Genomic DNA, 24,620 nt, shown 5'->3' with positions numbered 1-24,620 from the left:
GGAGCGATCAGCCTCGTACGGTACGGCGGGCGCGGGCGGCGCCGCTGCGGCGGGCGGTGCCGCGCGCGGCCCGCGCCGTGGCCATCTCGGGCGCGCGGGGCGCCGGCGCGTGCAGCTCGTGGGCCACCGCGAGGGCCAGGGCCGACCCGGCCGGGTCGGCGCCCGCGAGGGTGTGGGACACGGTCTTGATCTGCATGACGACCTCCGGGGTCCGGGGCGGGTCGGTCGGGGGTGACCGTGGCTCAGCTGTCGGAGCCGCCGGCCCGCAGCGAGGCCAGGTCGGCCTTGACGGTGTTGACCGGGATGGCGAAGCCGAGGCCGACGCTGCCGGCGCTCGACGAGGACGAGGAGTCCGTGGCGGCCGAGTACATCGCGGAGTTGATGCCGATGATGTTGCCGTTCATGTCGATCAGCGCGCCGCCGGAGTTGCCCGGGTTGAGGGACGCGTCGGTCTGGAGGGCCTTGTACGTCGTCGTGGACGAGCCGGTGTCGCCGTTGAACTCCTGGCCGCCGAACTCGAACGGCCACTGCTCGCTGCCGCTGCCGCCGCCCTGCTGTTGCTGCTGACCCTGGCTCTCGTCCGTGGAGACGGTGACGTCCCGGTCGAGCGCGGAGACGATGCCGCTGGTGACGGTGCCGGTCAGGCCCTCGGGGGAGCCGATCGCCACGACCTCGTCGCCGACCTTGACGGCGTCGGAGTCGCCGAGCGTCGCGGGCGTCAGACCCGACGGCGCGTCCTCCAGCTTGATCAGCGCGAGGTCCTTCTTGCTGTCGGTGCCGACGACGCTCGCGGTGTACGACTTGCCGTTGCTCAGCTGCACCTTGATCTGGGAGGCGCCGGAGACCACGTGGTTGTTGGTGATGATCTCGCCGCCGGTCGTGATGATCACGCCGGAACCGGTGGAGGAGCCCGCGTTCGAGGTCGCGCCGATCTCGACGATGCTCGGGCTGACCGCCTCGGCGACCCCGGCGACGGTGCCCTTCTTGCTGGTGGGCACCACGCTGGTGCTCGTGCTGCTGCCGGCCGCGGTGTCGTTGCCGGTCAGCTCCTGGAAGGCGTACGCGGTGCCTCCGCCCACGGCCGCGGCGGCTATCGCCACGGCGGCCAGCAGGGCCAGCGGCCCCTTGGCGCGCCTGCGGGGCGCGGCGGGCGCGGAGGACACCGGCTCGGTGAGGAGCGCGGTGGGAGCGTCGCCGTGCGAGGCCGGGGTCGGGCCCGGGGCCGGCTGGTACGCCGGCGGGGGCGGCCACTCCGGGTTCACGGAGGAGGTGTTCTGCTGGTGGTGCGACTGCTCGTACGGCTGTCCTGAGTACGCGGACTGCTGCTGGTCGCCCTGGGGGTACTCGCCGCTGCGGCGGAAGCTCTCGGTCATGAGTAAGACTCTGTCGCCCGACCATGAGAGCTCCCTGAGTGCTCCCTGAGAAGCCCGACAGAACCTCGTATGCCCGATATAAAGACGCCGGATCCCGCTGATACCGGGGAAACGAGGGGTTGCCGCACGGTGAGGTGAGGGAAGCGGCGGACGAACACTTGTCGGTCTGCTGTGAAGCGCGTGTGCGGAGGGGTTTGCGGGCCGCAGGCTTGGTGGGTTCAGGACACGCCACCGCCATGGACGTCCACACCCCACCACCTCAGGAGCCCTGAGTGATACCTGCTCTGCGCAGCCGTTGGAGACGCACCGGTACGGCGCTCCCCGCGGCCGCCCTCGCGCTGGCGCTGAGTTGCGCCGGCGTCCTCGCGGCCGGGCCCGCGACCGCGGCGGACGGTCCCGCCGGGGGACTGCCCGACGCGGGCCTCGCGCAGCCCGTGAAGCCTGCCGCCGCGACGAAGGAACTGCGGGACCGGATCGTCGACGCCGCCGAGGCGACCGGCGAGACCCCGGTCGACGCCTCGCCCGCGAAGTCCCCGTTCATCATCGGCGGCGGCGAGACCACCATCGCCAGTGCCCCGTGGATGGTCCAGCTCGGCTACTACGAGCCGACCACCGGCGACGGCTACTTCTGCGGCGGCACCCTCGTCGCCCCGAACAAGGTCCTCACCGCCGCGCACTGCGTCGCCGGCCTGGACTGGGTGGGCAACGGCGCGGTCCTGGCCGGCACCACCGACCTCGACGACTACACGACGGGCACCCCCGCGGGCGTGTTCCGCCAGTGGACGCACCCCCGCTACAACGCGGACACCACGCAGAACGACATCGCGGTGCTCACCCTGGACCGGCCGCTGCTGGACGTGCCGACGCTGCGCCTGGCCGCGTCCGACGACAGCGCGCTCTACAAGACCGGCACCACCGGCACCGTCTACGGCTGGGGCCTGACCTCCGGCGCCGACGACGCCACCCTGTCGACGAAGCTGAAGAAGGCGAGCCTGCCGCTCGTCGCCGACGCGACCTGCAAGAGCGCGATGGCGTCGGTCCTCGACGGGGACTACTTCATCGCCGGTTCGATGGCCTGCGCGGGCACCCCCGCGAGCGGCGCCGACGAGGGCACGAACAGCCCCTGCAACGGCGACTCCGGCGGCCCGCTGGTCGTCGGCAACAAGATCGTCGGCATCGTCTCCTGGGGCGTCGCGGGCTGCACCGCGAAGGGCGCCTACCCGGTCTTCACCAAGGTCAGCTCGTACACCTGGGCGGCCCAGCCGCGCATCGACGACGCCGACCTGTCGTACGACGGCCGCGCCGACCTGCTCGCGCGCACGCCCTCGGGCGGTCTCTTCCAGCAGAACAGCACGGGCACCTCGCTCGCGCAGCGCGCCTACCAGGGCACCGGCTGGCAGTCCGCCACCTGGGCCCTGCAGGCCGACCTGGACCGGGACTTCTACCAGGACCTGATCATCCGCGACAGGACCGACGGCAAGCTGTACCGCAGCTACCTGGACCACTCCGTCGGTGACTGGACCTGGATGCAGATCAGTTCGGTGTGGGGCGGCTACAAGTCTTACGCGATCCCCGGCGACATGACGGGTGACGCCCGCCCGGACCTGGTCGCGGTGGACGCCGACGGCTCGGTCTACCTCTACCCGGGCCGCGGCAACGGCCAGTTCTACGGCAAGGTCAAGGTCGTCGGGGGCGCCTGGAAGAACGTCAAGGTCCTCGGCCACGGCGACCTCTCCGGCGACGGCAAGCCCGACCTGCTCGTCCGCTCCACGGACGGCACCCTGTGGCTCTACCGGGGCACGGGCAAGGAGAAGACCCCCTGGTCGGCCCGTATCAAGGCGCGTACCGGCTGGAACTTCACGTCGTACGTCTCCAACGGCGACGTGACGGGGGACGGCATCGCCGACGTCATCACCCGCGACTCGGCGGGCAAGCTCTGGCTCTACCGCGGTACGAACAAGCCCTCGTCGGACCTGTTCGCCACCCGCACCAGCCTCGGCACCGGCTTCAACCAGTACAACCTGCTGTTCTAGACCCACAGAAACACGGGCCGGCCCTTGCCACGCGGCAGGGGCCGCCTGCTTTCAGGGGCGCGGGGAACGGCGCAGTCTTTGGCTTTCAGGGGCGCGGGGAACGGCGCAGTCTTTGGCCTTGAGGGGCGCGGGGAACTGCGCGCCCAGCCACGACGCACCCGCACCCGCACCCTCAAACGCTCCCGCGGCTAACAGCCACAACTGCGCCGAACCACCAACGAGGACGGGAACAACTTCAACCGCTCCCGCCGAGCCCCGGCCACCCGAAGCCCGTCATCGAGAACGAGATCAACGGCAGCGCGGGCCATCGCGGACCGGTCACTCGCGATCGTGGTCAACGGCGGATCGGTCAACGCCGCTTCCTTGATGTCGTCGAACCCGGCGACAGCCAGTTCCCCCGGCACATCGATCCGCAGCTCCCGAGCCGCCCGCAGCAACCCGATCGCCTGGTCGTCCGTGGAACAGAAGATCGCCGGCGGCCGATCCGGCCCGGCGAGCAGCCGCAGCCCCACCTGATACGCGTCGTACCGGTTGTAGAGCGCCTCGAAGAGGCGACCCTCGGTCGAGCGCCCGGCCTCGTGCATCGCACGCCGCCACCCCTCGACATGGTCGGAGACCGGGTCACCGACGGTGGGCGTCTCCGCGACACCGCCGAGACAGGCCACGTACTCGTACCCGTGCTCAAGGAGATGCTGCGTGGCGAGATGCGCGCCGCCCACGTCGTCCGTGACGACCGCGACGTCGTCGATGGCCTCGGGCCGCTCGTGCAGCAGCACCACCCGGGCGTCCCACGCCTCGATCTCGGCGGCGGCCAGATCGTTCAGCGCGTGGCTGACGAGGATGAGCCCCGAGACCCGCATACCGAGGAAGGCCCGCAGATAGTGGACCTCGCGCTCGCCGACGTAGTCGGAGTTGCCGACGAGCACCATTTTTCCGCGCTCGGACGCGGCCTGTTCGACCGCGTGCGCCATCTCCCCGAAGAAGGGCTGGCGCGCGTCCGGCACGATCAGGCCTATGAGGTCCGTCCGCCGGGACGCCATGGCCTGGGCGACCCGGTCCGGGCGGTAACTCAGCTCCTTGATGGCGGCGAGTACACGCTCGCGCGTGGCCGGGGCAACCGGCCGGGGTCCGTTGTTGATGACATAGCTGACGACGGCGGTGGAGGTACCCGCCAGTCGCGCCACATCATCCCGAGTCACCTTGGCCACGCGCGGAGTCTACGCGGATGGACCTACCGCTGGGCAGGTCGTACGGCTTCTTCCTGTGCCTTCGCCGAGGCCTTGGCCGAGGCTTCCGCGGCACCCGCCGCGTCGAGGTGCGCCGTCTCGTCCGCATCCTCCGGCTTTGGCTGGGCCGCCTTGGCCTTCGCCTCGTCCGCCGCCCGGTCCACCTTCTCCGGAGTAACGAATCGATAACCGACGTTGCGGACGGTTCCGATCAGCGACTCGTGCTCGGGGCCGAGCTTCGCGCGCAGCCGTCGTACGTGGACGTCGACGGTCCGCGTACCTCCGAAGTAGTCGTAGCCCCAGACCTCCTGCAGCAGCTGGGCGCGGGTGAAGACGCGGCCCGGGTGCTGGGCGAGGTACTTGAGGAGCTCGAACTCCTTGAAGGTCAGGTCGAGGACCCGGCCCTTGAGCTTGGCGCTGTAGGTGGCCTCGTCCACGGAGAGGTCGCCGTTGCGGATCTCCATGGGGGAGTCGTCGTTGACGATCTGCTGGCGGCCCATGGCCAGCCGCAGCCGCGCCTCGACCTCGGCCGGACCTGCCGTGTCGAGCAGTACGTCGTCGATGCCCCAGTCGGCGGTGACGGCCGCGAGGCCGCCCTCCGTCACGACGAGGACGAGTGGACAGCCGGGCCCGGTGGAGCGCAGCAGCTGACACAGGCTGCGGACCTGCGGCAGATCACGCCGGCCGTCGATGAGAATGACGTCCGCACCCGGGGTGTCGACGAGGGCGGGCCCCTCCGCCGGAGCCACGCGTACGTTGTGAAGCAGCAGGCCGAGGGCGGGAAGCACCTCCGTCGACGGCTGAAGGGCATTGGTAAGGAGCAGCAGAGAACTCATCGCACCCCACCTGCCTGGGTCGTCTTACGGTCACGCACGGTTCGCTCGCCCATAACGTCTGGTTCCTCCTCGGTCCCTGCGAGGACGTTTTCGGCACTGCTCAACGTCGTATACAGCGTTCGTATACAACGCTCCAGAAAGCGCAAAAGGACCCGGGGGCTTCTCTGCCCGAGTCCTCTGCCAAGGAGAATAGCCCACATGAGCCAAGGTCCGGCAGGTCATGTGACGCGATCTTTCATTCGTCCAGAACCTGAGACGGCGGGTGGATGTACGGAAAGTGCTTCGGAAAGATCTCCACGAGGGGCGCTGCGAAGGTTTCTGCGCACCGCCGACGGGGTGACGATCGACGCCGCGTACCAGCCCGGAACGAGCACATCCGACACGTCCGGGACATCGGACGACCTCGCCATCGTCCTGGCGCACGGCTTCACGGGCGACCTGGAGCGCCCGCACGTCCGGCGGGCGGCGACCGCCTTCGCGCAGTACGCGGCCGTGGTCACGTTCTCCTTCCGGGGGCACGGCGCCTCCGGCGGGCGCTCCACGGTCGGTGACCGCGAGGTGCTCGATCTGGCGGCGGCCGTGGAGTGGGCGAGAGAACTCGGTCACACCCGGGTGGCCACCGTCGGATTCTCCATGGGCGGCTCGGTGGTGCTCCGGCACGCGGCTCTGCACACGGAGAGCGATGAGGAGCACGAGGGGCGCACGGGAGCGCATTCGGACGCGGTGGTTTCGGTCAGCGCACCCGCCCGTTGGTATTACCGGGGTACGGCCCCTATGCGGCGCCTGCACTGGCTGGTAACCCGGCCGGTGGGCCGTGCGGTCGGCCGCTACGGCCTGCGAACCCGCATCCATCACCGCGAATGGAACCCGGTCCCTTCCTCCCCGGTGGAGTCGGTACCCCTCATCGGCCCCACTCCCCTCCTGATCGTCCACGGCGACCAGGACGGTTATTTCCCCGTGGACCATCCGCGGATGCTGGCCGCCGCGTCCGGCGACCACGCGGAACTGTGGCTGGAGCGGGGCATGGGCCACGCCGAGAACGCGGCGCAGGACGAACTGCTGTCCCGCATCGGGGAATGGGCCGCCACACACGCGGGCTAGCCTGACGGGGTCCGTCACCCGTTTTCTTTCACTGTTGATCGAGGAATCAGATGGCAAAGGGCACGGTGCGTTACTGGGCCGCCGCCAAGGCCGCCGCAGGCGTCGCCGAGGAGCCGTACGAGGCGGAGACCCTCGCGCAGGCGCTCGACGCGGCGCGCGAGCGACACTCCGGCGAACTCACCCGCGTCCTGCGGCGATGCTCGTTCCTCATCGACGGCGATCCCGTGGGTACCCGCGGTCATGAGACGGTACGGCTGGCCGAGGGCGGCACGGTCGAGGTGCTCCCGCCGTTCGCAGGAGGGTGACGGGACCATGAGCGATCAGCCGTACGAGGGACCCTACGAGGGCCCGTACGAGGGTTACGACCCCTACCAGCAGCAGCATCAGCAGCAACAGCAACAACCGCCCACCGGGTGGCCCGCGCAGCAGCAGTACGACGAGGCTGCCGCGCAGCAGCAGTACACCCAGCAGTGGGAGGGGCAGACCTGGGAGACCCAGGTCCAGCCGTCGGTCCGCCCGGCCGCTCCGGCCGCGGACACGGCGTACCTGCCGCAGCAGGGTCCGGGAGAGGCGCCGTACGGAGCGCAGTCGCAGTACGGGGCTCAGCCCGGGACTCAGTACGGCGTCGTCGGGCAGCCGATGCCCGCGGCGGCGGAGGGGGGCGGCTGGGGCCAGGCGCCGCAGTCGCAACCGCACGCCCAGCAGGCTCCGTTCGGCGGAAACCCCGTGCCCGTTCCTGCCCCCGCACCCGGTCCCGGCCCTGGTCCCGGCGATGCCGGCTCCGGCTACGGTCCGGCCACCGTCACGGGCAACACCCGGGTCACCGACGCCCAGCGCGCCCGTGCCGAGGGACGTTCGCCGATCATCGAGCCCGGCGGGCAGCCGGCCGTGCTGACGGGAGTCCTCGGACTGCTGATCGCCGGCGCGGCCGCGATTGGGCAGTACGCGCTGGTCGTGCCGTTGGTGATCCTCCAGGCGGTGACAGCGGCGGGCTGGTTCCGGCTCAACGGGATGTGGCCCGCCCGGCAGGGCATCGCGCTCGCCTTCGCGGGTGCGCTCACCGCGGACGTGGCCCTGCTCGCGGCCGGGCGGGAGAACGCGCCCGCCGCGATTCTCGGCACGCTCGGCGTCTGGGTCCTGCTGACCCTGGTCCTCCAACTGCGCAGCCACGCCGGGGCCGACGAGCGGATGCTCGGGCTGATGGCCACGGTCGTCTCGGCGGCGCTGGCGATCATCGCGACGGGGTATCTGGGGGCGGAGCCGGATGCGGTGACCGTGGGCGGGGTGGCGGTTGCGGCGGCCGTCCTCGCGCGGGCGCTTCCGTTGCCGACGGCCGCGTCGGTGGTTGTGGCGCTGCTTGCCGCGGCGGGGGCCGGGGCCGCTGTGGGCGGGGTGACCGATCTGGGGATGGGCGGGGCGGTTCTCGGCGCGGGGGCGGGGGTCTGCGCGCTCGTCGGGCACCGGGTCGCCAGCTACGACTATCCGTCGAAGTTCGTGCACTTCACGGCGGGGGTGGCGCTGCCGCTCGCTGCCGCGGCCCCCGCGGTCTATCTGCTGGGCCGGGCCCTGATCTGAGTCTTTCTCGCCCCCACTGACTCGGGGGCGCTGCCCCCGAACCCCCGGTCCTCGAACGCCGGACGGGCTGAATACGTTTCAGCCCGTCCGGCGTTTGAGGACGAGCGCGCAGCGCGATACGGGGGCGAGGGGGCGGAGCCCCCATGCAGTGACGGGAAGGGTAAGGGCGGCGGGGGCGGAAAACGCCTGATCATGGGCGATCCCTGTCACAGGTGATCGACAACAGAACCGTCCCCCGACCACCGGCTCCCCCACGGGGTTACCCTCGCGCACAGGAGACCGCCGAGGTGGGGGAACACGGAGACAATGCGAGCACTGCGAATACTTCTGATCGTGACCATCGTCCTGGGCGGACTCTTCGTCATCGCGGACCGCGTAGCCGTGGGCTTCGCCGAGGACGAGGCGGCGGACCGGCTGAAGACCAACGAGGGCCTGGCCACCACCCCGGACGTATCGATCAAGGGCTTCCCCTTCCTCACCCAGGTGGTCGGCGGCGAGCTGGACGAGGTGCAGGTCGGCATCAAGGACTACGAGGCCGACACGAGCGGCGCGGCGGGCGGCACGGGCGCCGACGTGCCCGCCAAGATCCGGATCGACGACCTCACCGCCCATATGCGGGGCGTCGCGTTCTCCGGCGACTACAGCTCCGCGAAGGCCGCCACCGCCACCGGCACGGCCACGATCTCGTACGCCGAGCTCCTCAAGGCGGCCAAGGCCGAGCCCGTGGACGTGGCGACCGGCGTCACCGCCAAGGTGGTCGGCCTCTCCGACGGCGGCAACGGCAAGATCAAGGTCGAGGTGGAGGCCACCGTGCTCGGCACGAAGCTCCCCCGCCCGGTCTCCGTGCTCAGCTCGGTCAGCGTCAAGGGCGACACCGTCGAGGTGCGCGCGGACTCCCTGCCCAACCTGGGCGTGCAGCTCGCCGAGAACAAGGTCCGTCTGATCACCGACTTCCAGCAGAAGATCGACGGCCTGCCGGGCGGCATCAAGCTCGACAAGGTGGAGGCGGCGGCCAAGGGCGTCGACATCGGAGTGAAGGGTTCGGACGTCAGCCTCGTCGGGTAGAAGGCAGGACGGCCCACGTACGGATGCCGTACGAAGGCCGCAACGAAGGCCGCAACGGACGCCGTAAGGCTGCCGTACGGATCATCCGGCCGTCCGAAAGGCGAGACGGACCCGTCCGCCCAGTAGATGTGCGGGCGATGTGACAAGGGCTACACGCGCCCGGGGGGCGTGCGGAGGCAGGGCGCGCTCCCTCGCATCCCACATTGCGGACGATCGCGTCTCAGCATGCGACACGCCGGTGACATGTCCGGCTTTCCGTCCCTACGATCGACGGCATGACGCAACAGGCGGACCTCACGAAGCGGCGGGCAGTAGACCTGTGCCGCGTCGCCGCCATGCTCTGTCGCACTTTCTGAGCGGAAGCATCTGTCCTTCCGCGAGCCGGGCCCTTCGACCTCTCTTGTCGGGGCCGCCCCCGCGCCGCGTACGCCGAGCGGTCATGGCCGCCGAGCGCGTACCCGCACCCCTCACTGACGCACAGCCCCGCCGTAACTGCCCCGGAGGAGAACGAGCATGAGCCGCAGTGACGTCCTGGTAGACGCCGACTGGGTCCAGGAGCACCTGGACGACCCGAACGTGGCCGTCGTCGAGGTCGACGAGGACACGTCCGCGTACGAGAAGAACCACATCAGGAACGCCATCCGGATCGACTGGACCAAGGACCTCCAGGACCCGGTCCGCCGTGACTTCATCGACCAGGAGGGCTTCGAGAAGCTCCTCTCCGGCAAGGGCATCGCGAACGACACCCTGGTCGTCCTCTACGGCGGCAACAACAACTGGTTCGCGTCCTACGCCTACTGGTACTTCAAGCTCTACGGCCACGAGAACGTGAAGCTCCTCGACGGCGGCCGCAAGAAGTGGGAGCTCGACTCCCGCGACCTGGTCGACGGTGCGCAGGTGCCCGAGCGCGCCACGACCGAGTACAAGGCCAAGCCGCAGAACAAGGCGATCCGTGCCTTCCGTGACGACGTCGTCGCCGCGATCGGACAGCAGAACATCGTCGACGTCCGCTCGCCCGACGAGTTCTCCGGCAAGCTGCTCGCCCCCGCGCACCTGCCGCAGGAGCAGTCGCAGCGCCCCGGCCACGTGCCGTCCTCGCGCAACATCCCGTGGTCGAAGAACGCCAACGACGACGGCACCTTCAAGTCCGACGACGAGCTCAAGGCACTCTACGAGGACGAGCAGGTCGACCTGTCGAAGGACACCATCGCCCTGTGCCGCATCGGTGAGCGTTCCGCGCTCACCTGGTTCGTGCTGCACGAGCTGCTCGGCGTCGAGAACGTCAAGAACTACGACGGCTCGTGGACCGAGTACGGCTCCCTCGTCGGCGTGCCGATCGAGCTCGGCGCCAACAAGTAACCCTCAAGGCCCCAAGGACTCAAGGACGGAAACGAAACATGTGTGGAGCGAAGGCCGGCGGCCCCGATGCCTCGACGATCAAGCCCGGTGAGACCACCATCCAGGGTCAGGTGACCAAGGACGGCGAGCCGGTGGTGGGCTACGTCCGCCTCCTGGACTCGACGGGCGAGTTCACCGCGGAGGTCCCGACCTCGGCGACCGGACAGTTCCGCTTCTACGCGGCCGAGGGCACCTGGACCGTTCGCGCCCTCGTCCCGGGCGGCACGGCCGACCGTACGGTCGTCGCGCAGACCGGCGGCCTGGCCGAAGTGGCCATCGCCGTCTGAACCGCCCGCCTCACCTGAACCGTCTGAACCGTCCGACGGTTCGCACCGTATGAACGGCCGAAGGGCCGCACCCCCGGGGGTTGGACGCTTTCCGGTACGGGGTGTGGCCCTTCGGCTTGCCCGGAACCGGTCTAGGCTGGACATATGTACGCGCGAAGGCGGCACGTCTACTTCGCCATGATGGGGACGTGTGTCGGGCTGTTCGTCCTGGCCTGGGGAGTCGTACGGCTCTGGTCGGTCCCCGTGGCCGTCGGCATGTGCGTCGTGGCGATGGTGATCCCGCCGCTCGCGGCGATGACGGCCAACCGGCGGGGCCCCGACGACCGCTGGTGGGACGACCCCTCGGGCGACCACAAGTCCGACGAGTGGTGGGACGAGCTGGACGGCAAGAAGCGGCGACGCCAGTGACCGTCCGGGGCGGGGGTTCGCGGTACCGAGCCCGGGGTTCTCGGTACCGGATCCGGGGTCCTCAGTAGACGAGCGCCTGGGTGCCGTCCGCCATGGCCTCCTGGACGAAGACCTGCGCCCCCGCGATCCGTACGCCGTCGATGACGTCCTTCTCCGAGATGTCGCGGCGGGCCGCGCACTGTGTGCAGAGGGTGAGACCGCCGCCGGCCAGGATCGAGTCGAGCAGGTCGGGCAGCGGGGCCGCGTGCGGGAGTTCGAACTCGGCGGCGCGGCCGGGCAGCGCGAACCACGCCGACTCCCCGGTCAGCCAGAGCGAGACGTCCACCCCGCTGGCCACGGCGACCGCCGCCACCGTGAAGGCCTGCGAACAGCGTTCGGGGGCGTCGGCCCCTGCCGTCACCTTGATCACTAGCTTCTTCGCCATCCCCGAATCGTAATCAACCCCCTTGCAACCCGGAGCGTCGGCCGTGGGGCCGGCCGCAGCCGCCTACAAGGGCGACGTGATGATCAGCGCCACCGCGGGCACAGGTGAAGAAGGACCGCCGTGTGCTGCGCGCGCCCCTGCGCCGGACCCGCGAGGACGGTCCCGTTCCAGCAGACCGTGGTCCCGCAGAGCCGGCTTCCGGGCTGACCGGCGGCCGTCCGGCGGCCCTCGGAGAGAGAGCCGGTCCCCGCCCGTCTAGAGTGGGGACCGGCTCTGTACTGCCCACCACCGCGTCACCCGAGGAGCACCCCGTGCTTGAGTACTTCTTCGAAGCTCTGCTGATCCTGGTCTGCGTCGGCGTTCTCGCCTTCACCGGGCTCGCCGTGAAGAAGCTGTACCAGGGCCAGCGCTGACCCCCACCAAGGAACTGCCGACCTCATGATCGAGATCCCGTCCGACCTGCACAAGGACCTCGTCCCCCTCGTCTTCCTGCTCGGCGAGTGGACCGGCGCGGGTGTTCACGACTTCCCCGGCGCAGAGAAGTGCAACTTCGGCCAGGAAGTCAGCTTCACCCACGACGGCCGGGACTTCCTGGAGTACCACTCGCACACCTGGGTCCTCGACGCCGAGGGCAACAAGGTGCGGCCGCTGGAGTCGGAGTCCGGCTTCTGGCGCATCGACGAGGACCGCAAGGTCGAGGTCGTGATGGTCCGCGACGACGGTGTGGTGGAGGTCTGGTACGGCGAGCTGGCCGCCAAGAAGCCCCAGGTCGACATCGTCACGGACGCGGTGGCACGGACGGCCGCCTCGGGCCCGTACAGCGGCGGCAAGCGCCTGTACGGCTATGTGAAGGGCGACCTCATGTGGGTCGGCGAGAAGCAGACCCCCGAGGTCTCGCTCCGCCCGTACATGTCGGCGCAGCTCAAGAAGGTCGTCAGCCCGCAGGACGTGGAGCGCTGGGCGAAGGCACTCCCGGACGACATGCCGGACGACGGGATCGCTTTCTTCAAGTAGTTCTAGACTTTCGGTGTGGTCAGCACTGGAAGCAGCACCGAAGGCACGGACACAGGCACCGGCCCTGACGCCGGTACCGACTGGAAGAGCGATCTGCGGCAGCGCGGCTACCGGCTGACGCCTCAGCGGCAGCTCGTTCTCGAAGCGGTCGACGCCCTGGAGCACGCGACCCCCGACGACCTTCTCGTGGAAGTGCGGAAGACGGCGTCGGGCGTCAACATCTCCACGGTGTACCGGACCCTGGAGCTTCTGGAGGAGCTCGGGCTGGTCTCCCACGCGCATCTGGGGCACGGTGCGCCCACGTACCACCTCGCGGACCGCCACCATCACATCCATCTGGTCTGCCGCGACTGCACGAACGTCATCGAGGCGGACATCGAGGTCGCCGCCGACTTCACGGCCAAGCTGCGCGAGGACTTCGGCTTCGTCACCGACATGAAGCACTTCGCGATCTTCGGCCGCTGCGAGGACTGCGCGGCGAAGCCCGGCACCACTGAGAAATAAGCCCCGTATCCGCCCCGTATCAGGGGATACGGCCGGGACCGGGAAATAAAATCGGCGACCGCTCGGTCGTAGGCTGTGTGGATATGAAGAGCCCTCTGCTGTCCCTGCCCGGTGCCGTTCCCGCCGAGGGAGTGGACGAAGGCGTAGCCGCCCATTACGGCGACCTGTTCCGCGAGCAGCGTGCCCTCGCCGACGGCACCGGTTTCGTCGATCTCTCGCACCGCGGGGTGGTCGCCGTCACCGGTCCGGACCGGCTCAGCTGGCTGCACCTGCTGCTCACCCAGCACGTCAGCGAGCTCCCGGTCGGCCAGGCCACCGAGGCGCTGATCCTCTCCGCGCACGGCCATGTCGAGCACGCCCTGTATCTCGTCGACGACGGGACGACCACCTGGGCGCACGTGGAGCCCGGCACCCAGGACGCGCTGATCGCGTACCTGGACTCGATGAAGTTCTTCAACCGGGTCGAGGTCGCCGACCGGACCGGCGATTTCGCGGTCGTGCACCTGCCGGCCGGTTCCATCGCCCAGGTCCCCGACGGTGTCGTCGTACGCGAGACGCCGTACGGGCGGGACGTCTTCCTCCCGCGGGCGGATCTGGAGTCCTTCGCCGGGGACGAGGACGGGGGCGCGGACGCCGTCAAGCACGGCCCGGCCGTCGGGCTCCTCGCCTACGAGGCCCTGCGCGTCGAGCAGCACCGGCCGCGGCTCGGCTTCGAGACCGACCACCGCACCATCCCGCACGAGCTGGGCTGGATCGGCAGCGCGGTGCATCTGCAGAAGGGCTGCTACCGCGGCCAGGAGACCGTCGCCCGCGTCCAGAACCTCGGCAAGCCGCCGCGCAGGCTCGTCTTCCTGCACCTGGACGGCAGCGAGGTCCACCTGCCGCCGCACGGCACGGAGCTGCGCCTCGCGGACGAGGGGGCCGAGGGACGCAAGATCGGCTTCATCACGACGTCCGTACGCCATCACGAGCTGGGCCCGATCGCCCTGGCGCTCGTCAAGAGGAACGTGCCCCTGGACGCCCGGCTGACGGCCGACTCGACGGCCGCCGCCCAGGAGGTCGTGGTCGAGCCGTAGGCTCCGGGGCCCGACCGGCCTGGTACGAGCCCTCGGGCCCGGGGCTCACATGTCGATCAGTACCGTGAACGGGCCGTCGTTCGTCAGGGAGACGCGCATCTTCGCGCCGAACCTGCCCGTGGCCACCGTCGCGCCCAGCGAACGGAGTTGGGCCACGACCTCCTCCACGAGGGGCTCGGCCACCTCGCCGGGGGCCGCCGCGTTCCAGGTGGGGCGCCGGCCCTTGCGGGCGTCCCCGTAGAGGGTGAACTGGCTGACGACGAGGAGCGGCGCGTCGATGTCGGAGCACGACCTCTCGTCGGTCAGCATCCGTACGGACCACAGTTTGCGGGCCAGTTGGGCCGCTTTCTCCTTCGTGTCCTCGTGGGTCACCCCGACGAGGACGCACAGTCCCTCGCCGCTGATCTCCCCGACCGTCTCACCGTCCACGACGACGCTCGCGCCGTCCACTCTCTGCACCACCGCACGCATGCGGACCATCATGCCGTGCGCCCCGCCGACCGCGGCACACCCCCGTACGGCCTCGGGACGGCCGCCGTGCGACCTCCGTACGGGGTGTTTCTTATTGATCCTTAACAGTCCATCTGGGGCCGATCGGGGGCACTCGGTCACATAGCGGCCACTTGGGGTGGCACGATGCTCACACGCGCCGGTCGAGGGGACGGTTGAGGCACATGAGCACACCGAGTACGGGGCAGTCACCCGGGTTCGTCTCGCTGATCCGGGGGGAGCCGCCGTCATCGTCGGCGCCGCGTCCGCCCACCCAGCGAACGGACAGTCCGATGCCGGAGCCCACGCCCGAGCTGGGCGTCCTGCTCCTGCCCGAACTGCGCGGCCTGCGCAGGGACGCGCAGCGGGACGAGGCCGATCTGAGTTATGTACGGCGGCTGTTGCAGGGGCGGATCGACATCCTGCGGGCCGAGGTGGGACGGCGTACGGGCTCCCGGGAGGGCCGGGACGACGGCCACGGGCCGCTGGTCGCCGGGGAGGGGTCGGTCGTCGCACGGCTGTCGGAGATCCTGACGGACGGACCCGCCAGACACCGCTCGTCGGCGCGGCACGTGACCGTGGGGACGCCGTACAGCGAGGAGTACCGGCTGCTGGCCGCCGAGATGCTCTCCGAGGTCGAGCTGTCCGACCTGGAGGCGCGTACGGACCTGGAGCTGAGCACCGCGATGGGGCGGCTCGTGCGGTACGAGCAGCAGGTCTCGCGGCGGCGGCAGCAGTTGCAGCGGACGGCCGACGACTGCAGCGCGGAGATCGCCCGCAGATACCGCGAGGGCGAGGCCCAGGTCGACGACCTGCTCATGTGATCGGCCGGGCGCCGGGCGCGAGGCGCGGAAATCCGCAGGACAGCCTTCGGACCGTATGCCTAGCGTGGGCGCATGAGATCACGCCAGGACATCGACGTACGGCCCATCCGTGACGACGAGATCCCGGATTGGGTCCGCGCGGTGAACACCGGGTTCCTGCGCCCGCCGAGCGTGTCGGAGGCCGAGCTCGCGGACCGCGCCACCTACATCGTGCCCGAGCGGACGCTGGGGGCCTTCGACGGCGAGCGGTGCGTGGGGACCTTCCGGTCGTTCGCGCAGGAGATCACGGCGGTGGGCGGGGCGGCCGTGCGGGCCGACGCGATCACGAGCGTCACCGTGACCTCGACCCACCGTCGGCGGGGCGTCCTGACGCGGATGATGGCCCAGGACCTGGCCGCCGCGAAGGAGCGCGGTGACGTCGTGGCGACGCTGATCGCCGCGGAGTACCCGATCTACGGCCGGTACGGGTTCGGGCCGGCGACGACGGCCGCCGAGTGGACGATCGACGTCCCGCGGTCGGGGCTCGACCCCCGGTTGGCCGGCCCCGACGACGGGGGCCGTATCGATCTGGTGGACGGCGACGACGTACGCAAGACCGGGCCGGAGCTGTACGAGCGGTTCAGGCGGGCGCAGCCGGGCGCGATCGACCGGAGCGAGCGTTGGTGGCAGCTCGCCACCGGTGCGCTGGTACGGCACGGGGTCACGTGGACCGAGCCGTTCCACGCCGTGTACCGCGGTGCGCGGGGGGAGGCCGAAGGCCTGCTCACGTACACCGTGGACGACCGCTGGGGGGACGCGAAGCAGCCGCTGCAGACCGCGAAGGTCACGGACATGATCGCCGTCTCGCCGGCCGCCGAACGGGCGCTGTGGCGGTACGTCTGCTCGATCGACTGGGTCACGGGCGTGAAGACGGGCCTGCGGGCTCCGGACGATCTGCTGCCGCATCTGCTGCCGGACCCGCGCGCGGCGGCGATCACCTCACAGGCGGACTGGCTGTGGGTACGGATCCTGGACGTCGTGGCGGCGCTGGAAGCGCGTACGTACGGGGCGACGGGCGCCCTCGTCCTGGAGGTGGTCGACGAGAAGGGGTCGGCCGGGGGCCGGTACCGGCTGGATGCCTCCCCCGAGGGCGCGAGCTGTACCCGGACCACCGGGAGCGCCGAACTCACCTTGGAAGTGGGCGAGTTGGGAGCGCTGTGGCTCGGGGGCGAGTCCGCGGTCCGGCTCGCGGCGCTGGGCCGGGTCCGGGAAGAACGAGCGGGCGCCGCCCTGGTGGCCGACGCCCTGCTGCGTACGTCCAGGCGACCGTGGTGCCCGGACATCTTCTGATTCCCTTCCCTGTTCCGCCGTTCGTTCCGTCCGCTCCGTTCCTTGGCTGCTTCGTTCCGTTCATCCGTAGCGATTCAGTTGTTTTCCGTGCTGCCGCGGGCGGTGTGCCTGTCCGCGGTGGTGCGGGCCGACCGGGCTCCCGGCTCCCCTCCGGAAGGGAACCCGGTCGGCCGGACTGTCGGGCGGGTGAGGCCCGATCAGCCGGACTGGGCGAGCAGCAGCACGAGGATCACTGCCCCGATGCCGCCGATCATTGAGTTCTTGGCCTTGATGCCGATGGCGAGGGCGACGAAGGCGACGACGCCCATCACCCCGTACTTGTTCTGGAGCAACTGCTCCAGGCCGATGGCGAGGGCGGCTACGACGATGGCGATGAGCGGCATGCGGTCCCTCCTTCGGGACGGGGAGGCGGACCCCCGCTGGGACCGATCCGCCTGGTCGCCTGGTGCGACTCTGGCAGCCAACCCCCCGGAAGCCTGACCATGTTGCTCAAGTTGGTGACCAACTTCAATGAAGTTATCTCCGTTTGGATGCGTCTCATAACCACCTTCTCTGTAACTGCCCAAAGATGGCGCGAAGTTGTAGGGTTTGGCCGTGGACCCGGAACACGTCGCCGTCAACGGGCGGAACAGGTCACAGCGGCCACAGATGTCACACCGAGAGGTGGCCGCCGAGCTGCGCAGCCGGATTCTGTCGGGTGAGCTGCGGGCGGGAGAACGCATGCCCACCCAGGCCAGGCTGGCCGACGAGTTCGGGGTCGAGCGCGGGACCGTACGGCAGGCGCTGCGCATACTGCAGTCGGAGAACCTGCTGTCCAACATCTCCAAGGGGAGTCCGGCGACCGTCGCAGAGGACGTGGACAAGGCTCTGACCGGGCCGGCGGCTCCTCCGCGGACCACCATGGTGGCACTGTCCTCACGGATCACGGCCGCCTTCTCGGCGCCCCACGTGGAGATCGACGCCCTGTGCCTGACGGCCGTCTCCCTGACGCTCGCGATGGGCGAACCACTGCGCCTCATCCACGAGGGCCGATTGAAACCGGCCAGGATCGACGTCCGCGTGCTCCTGCCGTCCCGCGACATCGATCTCGCCTTTCCGGCGGCGGTGGACGCGACGGAGGACGGGGAGCGGGTGCGGCGCCGGTGGCTGGCCCAGCGCAACGCCCAGGGCCAGGTCCTGAAGCACAACCTGCTGGCGTTACGGGCGACGCACGGCATCGACGTGCACATCACCTTCAGGGCCCTGCCGTTCACCCCGCCGGTGAAGTTGTACCTGCTCAACGAGGCGGAGGCGCTCTTCGCGTACTACACGCTGTCGCGGCGGGACGCGGAGTTCGACAGTGAGTACCTGGAGACGTACGACGCCGAGGGGACCCAGTCGATGCTGTTCGCCTTCGAGCAGGGGGAGGGACTGCGGGCCACGACGTTCGTGGAGCAGTCGCATCTGTGGTTCAACGCACTGTGGGAGACCATCAGCTCCGAGCTGGTGCTCACGGGCTGAGATCTCCCACAGGTCCGGTGCGTGGTTCTCGTCGTGCGGGCGGGCTGTTTCCGCAGCTCACAGGGCCGGCCCCGCGAGCATCAGCGCGAGGACGACCGCTCCGATCGAGCTGCAGGTGGGACTTTTCACCTTGAGGCCCACGGTGAGCAGCAGCAGTCCGACGGCGCCGCAGGGGCCGTACTGCCATTCCACGAACTGCTCGAATCCGACGACGAGGAGGGCGGAGAGTAGGGCGATGGCGGGCATGGTGGATCCTCCTTCGGGTCTTGCGGGGGCGGGCGGGAGGAGTGCGATGGTGCTGTGGTGCGGTGGAGAACCGTGGTGCGCGAGCCGTGCTCCGGTGCCGAGGAGGCGCGGAGCCTTCCCACTTGCCAACTGCTTGCGAGAGGAAGGAGAACTTCCGCCATCTTCACCAAGTTGGCAACCAACTATGCTTAACTTATCCCCAGTTGGTACCTATCTCAAAACAAGTTTCAAACAACTCCCCTTAGATGGGGCAAAGTTGTAGCGTTTGGTCGTGACCCAGGAGAACGTGGCAGTGAACGGCAGCAGAAAGCTCTCGCCGCAGGAGATCGCGGACATCCTGCGGGACCGCATCCGCGCGGGCGCCCTGCGCGCCGGCGACCGCCTGCCCACCCAGGCGGAGCTCGCCGACGAGTTCGGCGTGGAGCGCGGCACGGTCCGTCAGGCCTTGCGCGCCCTCCAGGACGACGGCCTGCTCAGCAACGTCAGCAAGGGCAGCCCGCCCCGGATCGCCGAGGTCACGCACACCCGGGACGAACCCCAGCCGACGATGGTGGCGCTGGCGCCGCGGCTGGTCGAGGCGTTCACCGCGCAGCACGTGCGCATAGACGTCGTCTGTCACACGGCGGAGACGCTGATGCTGGCCATCGGCGACCCGGTCCGCCGGATCCACGAGGGCAGCCTGCGCCCCGAGTCGATCGACGTCCGCATCCTGGTGCCGTCGCGGGAGATCACCCTCGCCTTCCCCGTCTCCGTCGACAGCGACGCCGACGACGACCCGGTCCACCAGCGCTGGCTGGACATGCGCAACGCCCAGGGGCACGTCCTGCGGCACAACCTGCGCTCCCTGCGCTCCTCGCACGGCATCGACGTGCGCGTCACGTTCCGCGCGCTGCCGTTCACCCCGCCCGTGAAGCTCTACCTGCTCAACGGGCAGGAGGCGCTGATCGGTTACTACGTCCTCACCCGCCGGGAGGAGCCGTACGAGAGCCAGACCCTGGAGATGTACGACGCCCTCGGCTCCGAGTCCCTGCTCTTCTCCTTCCTGACCCGGTCGGGCCAGCGCGACGCGGCGTTCGTGGAGGAGTCCCAGAAGTGGTTCGACGGGCTCTGGGAAACCATCACGACGGACCTGACACTCTCCTAGTGACTACTGATACGCAGCAGACTGGTCCGGTGACAGCAGAGACAGAGAACCTTTACGCGGTGGTCGGGCAAGCCCGTTCCGTCCTGTTCGACTTCGACGGGCCGATCTGTCGGCTCTTCGCGGGGCACTCGGCGGAGGACGTGGCGAAGGACCTGGTGAGATGGCTCGAACAGCAGGGCCTCCGCGAACTCCTCACCGAGGAGGAGCGCGTCCACCCCGACCCGATGGCGGTCCTGTACGCGGTCAACCGCCGTCATCCGCACAGCGATCTCGTGGTCGAACTGGAGGACCGCCTCACCCAGCAGGAACTCAAGGCGGCGCCCTCCGCGTGGCCCACCGAATTCGCGGACCCGCTGATCCGGACCTGGAGCGCGGTCGGCGTGCGACTGGCCGTGGCGACCAACAACTCGCCCCGTACGGCGGCCACTTACCTGGAGAGCCGCGGCCTGGCCGACTGCTTCGTGCCCAACATCTACGGCCGCACCCACGACTTGGACCAGCTCAAGCCGCACCCGCACTGCCTCAACCGGGCCATGAACGCCCTCGGTGCCGCCCCGCGGTCCACCCTCATGATCGGTGACGCACCCTCGGACCACCAGGCCGCGAGAAGTGCCGGTGTCCAGTTCCTCGGCTACGCGCGTAACAGCCAGAAGGAGAAACTGCTGCGGGATGCCGGAGCCGAGCATGTCGTGGGCTCGCTGGAACCGGTGCTGCAGGTCCTGCGGGGTCAGGCCTGAAGCTGGAGCGTCAGCAGGAAGAAGAGGCCTGCCGACCACCAGGCCAATCGGGGGTACCCCGCCCGTACCCCCACCAGCAGCAGGGCCAGCAGGACCAGACCCGCGAAACCGAGCCGTGTCTGGACCAGTTGCGTGATCGCGAACTTGACGCCGATACCCAGCAGCAAGCAGAAGAGCATGTTCCCCACCCCATCCACTTCAGCGAATCCATCAACAAGCCGTCCAATTGGACTGGTTGTATTGAATTGGTCTCCCCTTGTCGGGAGATCCCTTAACCGGCGGGCTGATTGGCCGGTGGAGTTGACTTAAAACCGGCCCGCCCATGGGTGGGAGAGGTACGGTCGGCGTGTGAGCGAAGAGCGGAGTGGTGACGGAGGCGGCAAGGAGTTCGCGCGCGTCCTTGAGGAGCTGCGCAACCGCATCATCACCGAGATCTACCCTCTGGACAGTGCCCTCCCGCCGCAGCGGGCGCTGGCCGAGGAGTTCGGGGTCTCCCGCGACACCGTCCAGCGGGTGGTGAAGGCACTCGTTGCCGAGGGGCGCATCGAGTCCCGGCAGGGCAGCGGATCACGAGTGGTCAAGACCCAGCGGATTCAACCGGCGGTCCCGCAGGACACGACGCCTCGTCCCAGGACGCTCGGCCCGATCATGACCGAGGCATTCAGTCGGCCGGAGGTCGGCCTGGACGTCTTCACACTGACCGGTGAATCCCTCGTCACCCATGTCCGCCTGCAGAACGAGAGGATGCGCCGCGAACTCCGGCGCACCCCGCAGCGCATCACCATGCGTGTTCTGGTGCCGTCCGGGGACGCGCAGCTGCCCTTTCCCCGGGCCAAGGACGATCCGGCGGACCCGCGTCCGGCGAAGCACGTACGGGCCATCGTGCTCGGATCCACCACCTCGCTGCGCAACATCCTTGAGCTGCTGCGCGTCCACGGGATCGTGGCAGAGGTCGATCTGCAGATCCGATACACAACGGTGGTCCCGAACTTCAAGTTCTATCTGCTGAACGGCTCGGAGGCGCTGTTCGGGCTGTACCAGGTGGTCGATCGCCCGATCATGCTCGCGGACGGCGAGGTTCTGCCGGCCATGGATGTCGAAGGTGTCGGCGCCAACCTCATGCACTACGTGAGCGACGAGGATCCGAACTCCCCGGGCTCCTTCTTCGTGGACAGCATGCAGACCTATTTCGATTCTCTATGGAGTGTGTCGTCCGACGTCGCCCACCAGGGTCCTGGCCGCGGCCAGGACCGAGGCGTGTGACGCGACCACACCGTCCGCATCGGTCTGCTTCATCCGCCGTCGCAGTCTCTCGTCCTGTGTGTGTCCCAGGAAACGGACGCCGGCCGCTCTGGCCGCTGCGAGGTCGCTCAGCTGGTCTCCCACCAGCAGGGCCCTGCCGGTAGCCGGGACGCCGACGGCTGCCAGAGCGCGACGCACCGGGTCGGGATGGGGCTTCATGTGGCGCGGCTCGTACGGATCACGGCCGCAGACCACTTCGAACTTCGACGTCAGATTCGTGCGCTCCAGGTACCGCAGGACAGGGCCCTCGGCGTTGTTGCTCACGATTGCCAGACGTTTGCCGAGATCGCGCAGTGCATCCAGCAGGGGTCCGACGTCCGAACACTGAACGGCGGAACCCACGGCAGCGTATTCGTACCGAGTGACGATGGCGTCGGCCTGGGCCAGGGGCTCACGGCCGTGATGTTCCGGCGCTCCGTCGAGTACGTCCCGGAGGCGCAGGAGGATCCCGTGCGAGTCGTGGCAGTCCTCGACCGCACGGTCGAGAGCGCCCCATTCGAGCCGCGCCATGACCTTGATCTCCTCGGCGATGTGCGCGGTCGGTGTCCCGCCGAACAGGTCGCACACAGGGCCGTCGAAATCGAAGAACACCGCGTCTGCACCTCGCAGGAGCTGTCGCAGGGTCCGTCTGTCACTGGGTCTGCCGTGCGAGGGCCACCTGATCGTCACCGGGACAGTGTGAAGCACCGTGTTCCGTACCCCCGCACTGTCGTGGCGGGGTGGGCACCCGCCTCTGCGCGAACGGACTTCCGTATACGCAGGCAGGGCAGGGATGCGGTCGACAACCTGACCCCTGGAGTGATACTCAACCGCGGGAGAGTAATCTCTCCCCTCTTTCACCATCGGTGCGGCACATGCGAGAGAACGAACTATGTCACCCGAATCGGCTTCCCTGGCTCGGCGGCGAGCCGTTGAGGTGAGTGGCGACGCGGACGTGGTCGAGGGGCCACTTCAGGGCTACCACCACGAAACGTACGTCTTTCCGCTGCCCGGCGGAGCGGAGGCGGATTCGCCGGTCCGCGTGAAGTGCCGTGAGCCGAGAAGTAATCTGCTCTGGTTCGACCGTCGTTGTTTCGCCTCCGAGGAGCAGTTGCTGCGGGCCCTTCGGGGGACCGTCGACGGCATCCCCGAGATCGTCCAGGCCGGACCGGTCGGTCTGCAGCGGTTCATCGAGGGGGAGACGCTGGGGTCACGGTGCGGGTCGGGCAGCGCTGTTCCCGACTCCGTCCTGGAGCAGATCGTCGGGGTGTTCCGGCAGTTGGCCGGCGTCAGATCCGAGGCGCTCGCGGTGGACAGGAGCTGCGACCTCCGGGACCGCGCGAGGGAGGGCGACACCTCGGACTTCCTGGAGCGGCTCGTCTGTTTCACCGAAGAACGTGTCTACCAGGAGAACCTGCCCGCTTTCGAGGAACTGTTCGGCTCGTTCGGTGTGGACGGCGACTCCTTCAAGCGCCTCAGAAAACATGTGTCCGGGCTGACCGAACGCCCTTTCTGCCTGCTGCACGCCGACCTCCATCGTGAGAACTTCATCGTCGATCCCGGAGGCCGGCTCTGGACCATCGACTGGGAGTTGGCGATGGTCGGTGATCCCTTGTACGAACTGGCGACGCACCTCTACCTGATGCGGTATCCGAGAGGTCAGGAGAACCGTATGAAGGAGAGGTGGCACCAGACGGTCGAGGGCGTCACGCCCGGCAGTTCGGCCGGCTGGGAAGAGGACCTGCCGAAACTGCTCGCCTACAAACGCGCCCAGTCGGTTTTCACCGACGTCATCCGTATGTCTCTCTCGCTCGGCACGGGGCCGGACGTGGACACCGGTGTCCTCGGCCGGGCGGGCGGCAAGATACAGAAGGTGCTGGCAGCCGCCGCGGAACCGCTGGGGCTGGAGAAGGTGCCGAGCCTGCCCGAGATCTCGGTCTCCCTCCTCCGGTGGTACCGGCAGCGTGCGGAGGGGCCGTGTCTCCAAACCGGTTGACCCCAAGGGGAGGGCGGGAGTCCGGAAGATGCGTAGGCTCGGGGCATGGGCGAGACGGGTGCGTGGGGCGCGGCTGATGCGAGCGGTGCGTCCGGTGTGAGAAGCACGGTGGGTGCCGCGGGCGCCATGGGACTGCGTGAGCGCAAGAAGCTGCGGATGTACCAGGAGGTCTCCGACATCGCCATCGCGCTCTTCCTGGAGAAGGGGTTCGAGCGGGTCTCCGTCGCGGAGGTCGCCGCCGCGGCCGAGATCTCCAAACCGACCCTCTTCCGGTACTTCTCCTCCAAGGAGGACCTCGTCCTGCACCGGTTCGCCGATCACCAGGCCGAGGCCGCGCGGGTGGTCGGCGATCGGGCGCCCGGACAGTCCCCGATCGACGCCCTGCGTCTGCATTTCCTCGCCGGGATCGAGCGGAGCGACCCCGTGACCGGGGTCAACGACCATCCCCAGGTTCTCGCCTTCCACCGGCTGCTGTACGGGACTCCGTCTCTCGTGGCCCGGCTGTACGAGTACCTGGAGCGTTCCGAGGCCGCGCTCGCCGCCGCGCTCGGCGGGACTCTGGAGGCACGGCTCGCCGCCGGACAGGTGGTCGCCGTGCAGCGGATCCTGGCGATGGACAACTGGCGGCGGATGGCGCGGGGCGAGGACGCCGAGCGGGTGCGGCGGGACGCCGTCACCGCGGCGGAGGCCGCCTTCGCGCGGCTGGGAGCGGGACTCCGGGCTTACGCGACAGAGTAAGAAAAGTAACTCGGTT

The 24,620-nt window shown here is 69.3% G+C and carries 30 protein-coding genes; 20 read left to right on the top strand and 10 right to left on the bottom strand.

Features of this window, described 5'->3' with window-relative positions; all coding sequences use genetic code 11:
- Nucleotides 1-7: 7 nt before the first annotated feature.
- Nucleotides 8-196, bottom strand: coding sequence for a hypothetical protein (locus OHS59_RS21400; protein ID WP_328495031.1), 189 nt, complete (start codon nt 194-196; stop codon nt 8-10).
- Between the two features lie 46 nt (nt 197-242).
- Complete coding sequence (locus OHS59_RS21395; RefSeq protein ID WP_328495030.1) at nt 243-1,373, bottom strand: S1C family serine protease; 1,131 nt, start codon at nt 1,371-1,373, stop codon at nt 243-245.
- 272 nt (nt 1,374-1,645) lie between these two features.
- Between OHS59_RS21395 and OHS59_RS21390 the strand changes: the two genes are divergently transcribed.
- Nucleotides 1,646-3,406, top strand: coding sequence for a trypsin-like serine protease (locus OHS59_RS21390; protein WP_328495029.1), 1,761 nt, complete (start codon nt 1,646-1,648; stop codon nt 3,404-3,406).
- Between the two features lie 188 nt (nt 3,407-3,594).
- On the opposite strand, the gene OHS59_RS21385 is transcribed toward OHS59_RS21390, so the two are convergent.
- Entirely contained in the window at nt 3,595-4,614 is a 1,020-nt protein-coding gene (locus OHS59_RS21385) for a LacI family DNA-binding transcriptional regulator (protein WP_328495028.1), read from the bottom strand.
- A gap of 23 nt (nt 4,615-4,637) precedes the next feature.
- Nucleotides 4,638-5,468: a winged helix-turn-helix transcriptional regulator gene (locus OHS59_RS21380; protein ID WP_328495027.1), complete on the bottom strand. Its 831-nt coding sequence runs from the start codon at nt 5,466-5,468 to the stop codon at nt 4,638-4,640.
- 198 nt (nt 5,469-5,666) lie between these two features.
- Here OHS59_RS21380 and OHS59_RS21375 point away from each other — a divergent pair, with 198 nt between their 5' ends.
- The 8 genes from OHS59_RS21375 to OHS59_RS21345 all read left to right on the top strand — a co-directional run bounded on the left by OHS59_RS21375 (nt 5,667) and on the right by OHS59_RS21345 (nt 11,302).
- A complete protein-coding gene (locus OHS59_RS21375) occupies nt 5,667-6,569 on the top strand; it encodes an alpha/beta hydrolase family protein (protein WP_328495026.1) in 903 nt (300 codons plus the stop codon).
- Between the two features lie 50 nt (nt 6,570-6,619).
- Nucleotides 6,620-6,874: a MoaD/ThiS family protein gene (locus OHS59_RS21370; protein WP_328495025.1), complete on the top strand. Its 255-nt coding sequence runs from the start codon at nt 6,620-6,622 to the stop codon at nt 6,872-6,874.
- Nucleotides 6,875-6,881: 7 nt separating this feature from the next.
- Nucleotides 6,882-8,144, top strand: a complete 1,263-nt coding sequence (locus OHS59_RS21365) for a hypothetical protein (protein ID WP_328495024.1) — start codon at nt 6,882-6,884, stop codon at nt 8,142-8,144.
- Nucleotides 8,145-8,450: 306 nt separating this feature from the next.
- Nucleotides 8,451-9,209: an LmeA family phospholipid-binding protein gene (locus OHS59_RS21360; RefSeq protein WP_328495023.1), complete on the top strand. Its 759-nt coding sequence runs from the start codon at nt 8,451-8,453 to the stop codon at nt 9,207-9,209.
- A gap of 275 nt (nt 9,210-9,484) precedes the next feature.
- Complete coding sequence (locus OHS59_RS44590) at nt 9,485-9,565, top strand: Ms5788A family Cys-rich leader peptide (RefSeq protein ID WP_356537092.1); 81 nt, start codon at nt 9,485-9,487, stop codon at nt 9,563-9,565.
- A 157-nt stretch (nt 9,566-9,722) separates the two neighbouring features.
- Nucleotides 9,723-10,568, top strand: a complete 846-nt coding sequence (locus OHS59_RS21355) for a sulfurtransferase (RefSeq protein ID WP_328495022.1) — start codon at nt 9,723-9,725, stop codon at nt 10,566-10,568.
- A 38-nt stretch (nt 10,569-10,606) separates the two neighbouring features.
- Entirely contained in the window at nt 10,607-10,894 is a 288-nt protein-coding gene (locus OHS59_RS21350; RefSeq protein ID WP_033324392.1) for a DUF1416 domain-containing protein, read from the top strand.
- Between the two features lie 144 nt (nt 10,895-11,038).
- Complete coding sequence (locus tag OHS59_RS21345; protein WP_328495021.1) at nt 11,039-11,302, top strand: DUF3099 domain-containing protein; 264 nt, start codon at nt 11,039-11,041, stop codon at nt 11,300-11,302.
- A 61-nt stretch (nt 11,303-11,363) separates the two neighbouring features.
- On the opposite strand, the gene OHS59_RS21340 is transcribed toward OHS59_RS21345, so the two are convergent.
- Entirely contained in the window at nt 11,364-11,726 is a 363-nt protein-coding gene (locus OHS59_RS21340) for a DsrE family protein (protein WP_328495020.1), read from the bottom strand.
- 438 nt (nt 11,727-12,164) lie between these two features.
- Between OHS59_RS21340 and OHS59_RS21335 the strand changes: the two genes are divergently transcribed.
- The 3 genes from OHS59_RS21335 (at nt 12,165) to ygfZ (ending at nt 14,320) form a co-directional block, all read left to right on the top strand.
- Nucleotides 12,165-12,740 (top strand): FABP family protein, encoded by a 576-nt coding sequence (locus OHS59_RS21335; RefSeq protein ID WP_328495019.1) that lies wholly within the window; start codon nt 12,165-12,167, stop codon nt 12,738-12,740.
- Between the two features lie 15 nt (nt 12,741-12,755).
- Nucleotides 12,756-13,244 carry a Fur family transcriptional regulator gene (locus OHS59_RS21330; RefSeq protein WP_328495018.1) on the top strand — a complete coding sequence of 163 codons (489 nt, stop codon included), beginning with the start codon at nt 12,756-12,758 and terminating at the stop codon, nt 13,242-13,244.
- An 83-nt stretch (nt 13,245-13,327) separates the two neighbouring features.
- Entirely contained in the window at nt 13,328-14,320 is a 993-nt protein-coding gene (ygfZ, locus tag OHS59_RS21325; protein WP_328495017.1) for a CAF17-like 4Fe-4S cluster assembly/insertion protein YgfZ, read from the top strand.
- 45 nt (nt 14,321-14,365) lie between these two features.
- Here ygfZ and dtd read toward each other — a convergent pair whose 3' ends face one another.
- On the bottom strand, nt 14,366-14,791 hold the full coding sequence (gene dtd, locus OHS59_RS21320) for a D-aminoacyl-tRNA deacylase (RefSeq protein WP_328495016.1): 426 nt from the start codon (nt 14,789-14,791) through the stop codon (nt 14,366-14,368).
- Nucleotides 14,792-14,994: 203 nt separating this feature from the next.
- Between dtd and OHS59_RS21315 the strand changes: the two genes are divergently transcribed.
- Complete coding sequence (locus OHS59_RS21315) at nt 14,995-15,633, top strand: RsiG family protein (protein WP_328495015.1); 639 nt, start codon at nt 14,995-14,997, stop codon at nt 15,631-15,633.
- 72 nt (nt 15,634-15,705) lie between these two features.
- Nucleotides 15,706-16,962 (top strand): GNAT family N-acetyltransferase, encoded by a 1,257-nt coding sequence (locus tag OHS59_RS21310; RefSeq protein ID WP_328495014.1) that lies wholly within the window; start codon nt 15,706-15,708, stop codon nt 16,960-16,962.
- Nucleotides 16,963-17,159: 197 nt separating this feature from the next.
- On the opposite strand, the gene OHS59_RS21305 is transcribed toward OHS59_RS21310, so the two are convergent.
- Entirely contained in the window at nt 17,160-17,345 is a 186-nt protein-coding gene (locus OHS59_RS21305) for a hypothetical protein (RefSeq protein ID WP_328495013.1), read from the bottom strand.
- 265 nt (nt 17,346-17,610) lie between these two features.
- On the opposite strand from OHS59_RS21305, the gene OHS59_RS21300 reads away from it, so the two are divergent.
- A complete protein-coding gene (locus OHS59_RS21300; protein ID WP_328495012.1) occupies nt 17,611-18,462 on the top strand; it encodes a winged helix-turn-helix domain-containing protein in 852 nt (283 codons plus the stop codon).
- 57 nt (nt 18,463-18,519) lie between these two features.
- Here the strand turns inward: OHS59_RS21300 and OHS59_RS21295 are convergent, their stop codons facing one another.
- Nucleotides 18,520-18,708: a hypothetical protein gene (locus OHS59_RS21295; RefSeq protein WP_328495011.1), complete on the bottom strand. Its 189-nt coding sequence runs from the start codon at nt 18,706-18,708 to the stop codon at nt 18,520-18,522.
- A gap of 265 nt (nt 18,709-18,973) precedes the next feature.
- Between OHS59_RS21295 and OHS59_RS21290 the strand changes: the two genes are divergently transcribed.
- A complete protein-coding gene (locus tag OHS59_RS21290) occupies nt 18,974-19,852 on the top strand; it encodes a GntR family transcriptional regulator (protein ID WP_328495010.1) in 879 nt (292 codons plus the stop codon).
- A gap of 29 nt (nt 19,853-19,881) precedes the next feature.
- A complete protein-coding gene (locus OHS59_RS21285; RefSeq protein ID WP_443061476.1) occupies nt 19,882-20,589 on the top strand; it encodes an HAD family hydrolase in 708 nt (235 codons plus the stop codon).
- Here OHS59_RS21285 and OHS59_RS21280 read toward each other — a convergent pair.
- Nucleotides 20,580-20,768 (bottom strand): hypothetical protein, encoded by a 189-nt coding sequence (locus OHS59_RS21280; protein ID WP_328495008.1) that lies wholly within the window; start codon nt 20,766-20,768, stop codon nt 20,580-20,582. The genes OHS59_RS21285 and OHS59_RS21280 overlap by 10 nt on opposite strands.
- 169 nt (nt 20,769-20,937) lie before the next feature.
- Here OHS59_RS21280 and OHS59_RS21275 point away from each other — a divergent pair, with 169 nt between their 5' ends.
- Nucleotides 20,938-21,852 (top strand): winged helix-turn-helix domain-containing protein, encoded by a 915-nt coding sequence (locus OHS59_RS21275; RefSeq protein ID WP_328495007.1) that lies wholly within the window; start codon nt 20,938-20,940, stop codon nt 21,850-21,852.
- Here the strand turns inward: OHS59_RS21275 and OHS59_RS21270 are convergent.
- Complete coding sequence (locus OHS59_RS21270; protein WP_328495006.1) at nt 21,787-22,482, bottom strand: HAD family hydrolase; 696 nt, start codon at nt 22,480-22,482, stop codon at nt 21,787-21,789. The genes OHS59_RS21275 and OHS59_RS21270 overlap by 66 nt on opposite strands.
- A gap of 325 nt (nt 22,483-22,807) precedes the next feature.
- On the opposite strand from OHS59_RS21270, the gene OHS59_RS21265 reads away from it, so the two are divergent.
- Both OHS59_RS21265 and OHS59_RS21260 read left to right on the top strand, forming a co-directional pair.
- A complete protein-coding gene (locus OHS59_RS21265) occupies nt 22,808-23,866 on the top strand; it encodes an aminoglycoside phosphotransferase family protein (RefSeq protein ID WP_328495005.1) in 1,059 nt (352 codons plus the stop codon).
- A gap of 126 nt (nt 23,867-23,992) precedes the next feature.
- The gene (locus OHS59_RS21260) at nt 23,993-24,604 is read left to right on the top strand and encodes a TetR/AcrR family transcriptional regulator (RefSeq protein WP_328499296.1); all 612 of its coding nucleotides are present in this window, start codon (nt 23,993-23,995) and stop codon (nt 24,602-24,604) included.
- Nucleotides 24,605-24,620 lie beyond the last annotated feature (16 nt).

The sequence above is a fragment of the Streptomyces sp. NBC_00414 genome, from assembly GCF_036038375.1.
In the GTDB taxonomy this organism is placed as follows: Bacteria; Actinomycetota; Actinomycetes; order Streptomycetales; family Streptomycetaceae; genus Streptomyces.
This window is presented reverse-complemented; position numbering and strand designations above follow the sequence as displayed.